This is a genomic window from Pantoea sp. CTOTU50773 (genome assembly GCF_032082325.1).
Lineage (GTDB): Bacteria > Pseudomonadota > Gammaproteobacteria > Enterobacterales > Enterobacteriaceae > Pantoea > Pantoea communis.
The window spans coordinates 1-6,017 of record NZ_DAMDQC010000214.1 but is presented as its reverse complement, the minus strand read 5'-3'; the positions used below and the strand labels follow the sequence as shown (position 1 = coordinate 6,017).

Annotated in this window: 5 protein-coding genes and 1 pseudogene; 4 read left to right on the top strand and 2 right to left on the bottom strand. The window is 53.5% G+C overall.

Features of this window, described 5'->3' with window-relative positions; all coding sequences use genetic code 11:
* A partial coding sequence (gene mlaA / locus RT340_RS21360; RefSeq protein ID WP_313377676.1) for a phospholipid-binding lipoprotein MlaA occupies positions 1 to 669 on the top strand: 669 nt, incomplete at its 5' end.
* Positions 670 to 702: 33 nt separating this feature from the next.
* Here mlaA and RT340_RS21355 read toward each other — a convergent pair.
* Positions 703 to 2,213: pseudogene (locus RT340_RS21355) on the bottom strand (MFS transporter).
* Between the two features lie 107 nt (positions 2,214 to 2,320).
* Between RT340_RS21355 and RT340_RS21350 the strand changes: the two are divergent.
* A complete protein-coding gene (locus tag RT340_RS21350; protein WP_313377673.1) occupies positions 2,321 to 3,217 on the top strand; it encodes a LysR family transcriptional regulator in 897 nt (298 codons plus the stop codon).
* A 45-nt stretch (positions 3,218 to 3,262) separates the two neighbouring features.
* Here RT340_RS21350 and fadL read toward each other — a convergent pair whose 3' ends face one another.
* Positions 3,263 to 4,546 (bottom strand): long-chain fatty acid transporter FadL, encoded by a 1,284-nt coding sequence (gene fadL / locus RT340_RS21345; RefSeq protein ID WP_313377671.1) that lies wholly within the window; start codon positions 4,544 to 4,546, stop codon positions 3,263 to 3,265.
* A 358-nt stretch (positions 4,547 to 4,904) separates the two neighbouring features.
* Here fadL and RT340_RS21340 point away from each other — a divergent pair, with 358 nt between their 5' ends.
* Together RT340_RS21340 and RT340_RS21335 are read left to right on the top strand one after the other, a co-directional pair.
* Complete coding sequence (locus RT340_RS21340) at positions 4,905 to 5,201, top strand: YfcZ/YiiS family protein (protein ID WP_072226461.1); 297 nt, start codon at positions 4,905 to 4,907, stop codon at positions 5,199 to 5,201.
* 167 nt (positions 5,202 to 5,368) lie between these two features.
* Positions 5,369 to 6,017, top strand: a 649-nt coding sequence (locus RT340_RS21335) for a beta-ketoacyl synthase N-terminal-like domain-containing protein (protein ID WP_313377670.1), incomplete at its 3' end; no start/stop codon positions are given.

Sequence of the window (6,017 nt, the reverse complement as noted above, 5' to 3'; positions counted from 1 at the left end):
GATCCGCTCGAAGGCTTTAACCGCACCATGTTTAACTTCAACATGAACGTGCTGGATCCTTATGTGGTGCGCCCGGTTGCGGTTGCCTGGCGCGATTACGTGCCGGTGCCTGCGCGCAGTGGTATGAGCAACTTCCTCGGCAACCTGGACGAACCGGCCAGCATGCTGAACTCGATTCTGGTGGGTGAACCGCGCCAGGCAGGAATCCACTTCACGCGTTTCTTCCTCAATACCGTATTGGGCTTGGGCGGATTTATCGATGTGGCGGGCAAAGCGAATCCTGAATTGGCGCGAGAAGTCCCGCACCACTTCGGTAGCACGCTGGGTCGTTACGGTGTGGGCTACGGTCCTTATGTGGTTCTTCCGGGTTATGGCAGCTTCACGGTGCGTCAGGATGGCGGCGACTATGTCGATACGCTTTATCCGGTACTGAGTTGGCTGACCTGGCCGATGTCGATTGGTAAATGGACACTGGAAGGTGTGGAAACACGTGCACAGCTGTTGGATTCCGACGCCATCCTGAAACAGCAGCAGGATCCCTATGCGTTTATCCGCAACGCCTACTTCCAGCGTAATGATTTCCTCGCCAACGGCGGGAAGTTAAAACCGGAAGAGAATCCGAACGCCAGTGCGATTCAGGATGATTTGAAGGACATCGATTCGCAGTAAAATTGAATGGCGGCTTTCTCAGCCGCCATTGTTTTATTCCCGTTTGACGGGTTGCTTTAGCAAAATCCCCACCGCATTTGCGCATCCGAATGTGATGGCTGCCAGGCCATAAAGCAGTATCTGATACGCATGCTGCACGTTGAGTCTGAGCAGTGATGCGGAAATCTGCGGCAGTAATTCCTGTGCTTGATGAATATGACTTCCGGATAACCACACGGCAGCGTTGTCACGCGTGACGACATCCACGTCTGGTAAGCGCTGCTGTAGACCAAAGCGATTGAGCAGTGCCAGCATCGCCATGACGATCGCCAAAGCAATGCCTTCTCCAGCCACGCGCACGGTATTAAACAATCCGCAGCCATGCCTGCGCGATCTATGGATACCGCCGAGACGGCGAGGCCATCCATTAATCCCCATGGCAAGGCGGCTCCCGCACCAGTGATGACCATGGAAAAGGCAAGTAGAGTCAGCTCATTCAGGGTGATGGCATACCCCATGCCGAACAATCCAAGCGTGGCCAGCAACAGGCCTGCTACCGAAATTTTACCCGCATCAAACCAACGCGTTAATCCAGCCGCAACGCTGGGGAACAGCAGCATCGGTGCCGTCAGCGACAGCAAAATAATTGCGCTTTGGATTTCGCTGACATGACGTGCGCCCATTAAAAAAAGTGGGATAACGATCAGCAAAACCACATAGCAATAGCAGGTGGCCACAGGCAACAGCAACACCCCAGCAAAGTGCGGCTGACGTAGCAATGCCAGGCTAAACACGGGATGGGCGATACGCTGCGTATGGCGAATGAAGCGCCAACCCGCCAGCAACGTCACGACAATGCCGACGATCGCGGCTGAGGACGATACGCCATATTGGGGTAACAGGATCAGCGTGGTGGTGAGCGCAAGGAGAGCGAGACTAAACAATGCCGTGCCGCGAATATCTGCCGGTGGGGAATGTGTTGCTGGCGCGGACACCACACTGAACTGACCCACCAAACCCACGATGGCCGCCAGAGTGGACAGCAGCGCATACACCCAACGCCAGCTGAATGCATCGGTGATCACGCCCATTAACAGTGGACCAAACGCCAGCCCGACGCCAAATAGTGTGCCGAGCAAACTAAATGCCCGCGTGCGAGCCGGTCCACTATAAAGATGGGCCAGTGCCGTTGCTCCGCCGGCCAACGTAAGTGCTGCGGCGATGCCCTGTAATGCACGATAAATACCGAGGGTAAAGGTGCTGTCTGTTAGGGCAATCAGCAATGAGCTGAGGGAGAAAAGAGCCAGCCCTGCGATGAACACCCGCTTGTAACGCAGTTTGTCTGCCGCCACACCCGCCGCCAGCAAGCCGCTGCCGAAGGTCAACATAAAACCGTTAGTTAACCATGCCAGCGATAGCGGCCCACCGTGTAAGGCGTGGCTGATGGCGGGAGTGGTGACCACGCCGCCAGTAAAACTTAATGGGAGTAACAGTGCCGCCAGCAAAATAGCCAGGGTTGCGCTAATCCTGACGCCTGTCAAAGAGGGAGAACTGATTTCTGCCATCGTTTATCTCGCAAATGTTGGGATAGATGACGCCGCATATTATTGAGGATATAAAAGGGGATAAATGGGGTTTGGCTCCAGACTTTGCGGACAAAAGGTTTCTTATCATGGACAGTATTTCGGCATTAACCTCCTTTGTGCGCACGGCTGAAACGCTCAGTTTTGTGCAGGCGGCGCAGCAACTGGGAATTTCTGCTTCGGCAGTGGGGAAAAATGTTGCCCGGCTTGAGCAACAGTTGGGCGTGCGGTTGTTCAACCGCAGTACGCGCAGCGTGAGCCTGACGGTTGAAGGTGCGTTGCTATTGGCACGCACGCGTCCCATTTTGGAACAGCTGCGTGATGTTGAGGCCGAGATGACTCAAACGGTGGCGCATCCGAGCGGTAAACTGCATGTGTCGCTGCCAGTGGTGGGATATCGACTCATCACGCCACTGTTGCCTCAATTTAGTCAGCTCTATCCTGATGTTGAATTGGATTGTGATTTTAGTGATCGGCTGGTCAATGTCATCGATGAAGGTTTTGACGTCGCGATTCGCAGCGGCGAGATGCAGGATTCACGTTTACAGGCGCGAGCGTTGGGGCCTTTTCGTTTTGTGCTGTGTGCCAGCCCAGCCTATATTGCCGCGCACGGCAGGCCAGCATCCAGTGCTGATCTTATCGATCACCACTGTATCCTTTTCCGCTTTCCCGCCACGGGATTGATTCAACATTGGGAGCTGGACGATCTGCGGGTGACGGGGGATTTCCAACCCGTAAAAAAGCTGACGGTGAATAACATTGAAGCCATGGTGCAGAGTACGCTGGCCGGAATGGGGATCAGCTATGTGCCGGATTTCGTCGTCCGGGAATTACTGGACCAGGGCGAGTTGATTGAAGTGCTGCCGGAAAGCTGTATCCGCGAAAGTGGTTTTTCGGCCATTTGGCCAGGGCGTTATTTATCACCGCGCGTACGTTGTTTTATCGATTTTCTGGCAGAACACTGGCCGGTGTCGCGCCGGCAATAAAAAACGGCGACATCACTGTCGCCGTTTTTCACACTGTGTTCAGCATCAGAACTTGTAGTTAAAGTTCGCGCCGTACAGCCAGGCTTTACCTTCGGAGTTAAAGGTGTAAGGGCCTTCTTTCACCGTGACTTTCTGGCCGTGCATGTAAGAGATCCCAAGGTCGACTGACGCATTTTCGTTGAAGGCGTAAGAAGCACCGGCACTCAACCACAGACGGTCCTGATCCGGAATTGAGATTGAGCGTTTATCGGCAGGAACCGGGCTGTCATCAAACGCGATACCAGTACGGAACGTCCAGTTATCGTCGTAGAAGTAAGTGGTACCCAGCGCGATGCGATACGCATCCTTGAAGCCTTCATCTTTATAGAACAGCGTCTGACCGTTGCTGCCCGTGGCCTTCAGCTCCTGGAACTGGCTCCAGCTGGTGTAGGTCAGGCTATAGTGTACGGCCCACTGTGGTGCCACTTTATGCCAGCCCGACACTTCCCACATCTCTGGCAGGTTCAGCGTGAGTGAACCCGGAATGGTTTGGCCGCTGGTGCCGTAAGGCAGACCTAAAGCAATTGCCTGCGGTGTACCGTTGTAAGCGGTGGGAATGCTGCTCTTGTAATCGCCGTCAAAGTCAATTTTGACTTCTGAACGATAGGTGAAGCCGAAGCGGTTGTTCTTATCCACTTCATAAAGGATGCCAGCGTTCCAGCCGTAACCCCATTCATCACCTTTCAGGTGGGCAACCTGAGTATCCGCTGGCATGCCGACGCGAGCGCCGGCTTCACCCGCATAACGTTCGATTTTTGCTTTAGCGTAAACTGCATCAAAGCCAACACCAAAGCTGAAGTGCTCGTTCAAACGATAAGCGGTGCTAAGGTTAAAGTTACCGGTCATCAGGTCGGTTTTACCACCGTAACCGCCCGCGGTGTAACCGTCATTGAACTCTGTCGCCAGACCATAGTTAGAGGTGACGGATGCGCCTACCCACCACTGATCGTTAATCGGATGAACGTAATGGAGGTTAGGGATCCACTGATTCGGTGCGATGTTTTTCGCATTCAGGCTGTTGCCGGTTGGGCTCTGGCCGCTGATATCCACTTCTGGATCAATATAAACGGTACCGATGGAGAAAGAAGGGCGATCCATCAATGCCATGGTCGCCGGGTTACGACTGGCAGATGCGGCGGTATCGCCCATCGCACCTTCACCCGAATAAGCACGACCTAAACCAATTGCTGAGAATTCATTAAGTTGAAAGCCTGCGGCGTAAACATGGGAAGAGATAAGCGCCAATGCAGCTGCCACAGCTGACTTTGCAAACAGGTTCTTATGGTTCATGACCACAACCTCATCTAGATTTATTATTAAACGTTGTTACGTCGCGTAACAAAGGACGGCGGATTGTAGGGACTGATGACAAAGGCACATATCAGACCAGTGCGACGAGTATAGGTCTGACCTGTGTATTTGTTGCAATAATGTTTTTTAAATATTTCCGATTTGATCGATAAAATCAGATCTGCTTAACAAAATCTTGTCGATGCCCATCTAGCATAGCGGTCAAATTTGTTCTGGATCAATTTTTAGTGTGATATTCGTCACTTAGCCGCTGAGAGATAGAAGCCAGGCCGCGCGGGGCGTACACTTTGTGTCAGAAAATGATCCGATTGTGTCGATTTATCGTCAGGAGAAAACAATGACTGATGCCATTAAAAAATGCAGTGCCACGGAAACGGCGGCTTGCTGCTGCGTAGATGTAGGCACCGTAATGGACAATACCGATTGCACGGCGAGCTGGTCTGGCGCTTTTGCCGATCGTCATGCGGCTGAAGCGATGCTGAAGCACCTGACGGACAAAGCGCGTCAGGTTGAATCCGAGCCTTGCGAGATTCACGCAGAATTCGTTGAAGAAGCGCCAGGGCTTCGCCTGAATGTTGATTTCACTTTTGCCTGCCAGGCCGAAACCTTGATTTTTCAACTCGGCTTACGCTAATCCTGTCGCTGCCGGAAGCCCTTCCGGCAGCGTTTTCTCTTTTTCGTGTCTTCCCTCGCACTTTTTTTCTTCTGTTATTGGCGACTTAGCAACACCTGGTTAACACTGATGATCAGGTCAGACCTGTTTGGCAATGATGCTACGGTCGTAAATTACAGGTGAGTGCAATGAGCAAAGCGCAGCCGCTGCTGACGCGTCAGGGCGAACGAATCGCCATAACCCATGGATTACGCACGCCTTTCGCCCGTCAGGCGAGTGATTTTCATGGCATTCCCGCGCTGGAGTTGGGGCGCATGGTGGTGTCAGAGTTGATGGCGCGCAGCGAATTGCCGGTCGACGTTATCGATCAACTGGTATTTGGCCAGGTGGTGCAAATGCCGGAAGCGCCCAATATTGCGCGCGAAATCGTGCTGAGCAGCGGATTGAGCGTGCACACTGATGCATACAGCGTCAGTCGTGCCTGTGCCACCAGTTTTCAGGCGGTGGCGAATGTGGCGGAAAGCTTGATGGCGGGTACCATTGATGCGGGTATTGCCGGCGGTGCAGACTCCTCATCAGTACTGCCCATTGGCGTCAGCAAGACGCTGGCGCGCGCGCTGGTCGATCTCAACAAAGCACGAACCTTCAGCAAAAAGTTGCAAATCTTACGCCGTCTTCGCCCACGCGATCTGTTGCCGGTGCCGCCTGCGGTTGCAGAGTATTCCACCGGCTTACGCATGGGTGATACCGCCGAACAAATGGCGAAAACCCACGGCATCACACGTGAACAACAAGATGCTCTGGCGCTGCGCTCACATCAGCACGCAGCACGTGCCT

What these genes read in the sequence shown, in the direction of transcription:
- RT340_RS21350 (WP_313377673.1), top strand. Translation starts at nt 2,321, where the DNA reads ATGGACAGTATTTCGGCATTAACCTCCTTTGTGCGCACGGCTGAAACG.
- fadL (WP_313377671.1), bottom strand. Translation starts at nt 4,546, where the DNA reads ATGAACCATAAGAACCTGTTTGCAAAGTCAGCTGTGGCAGCTGCATTG.
- RT340_RS21340 (WP_072226461.1), top strand. Translation starts at nt 4,905, where the DNA reads ATGACTGATGCCATTAAAAAATGCAGTGCCACGGAAACGGCGGCTTGC.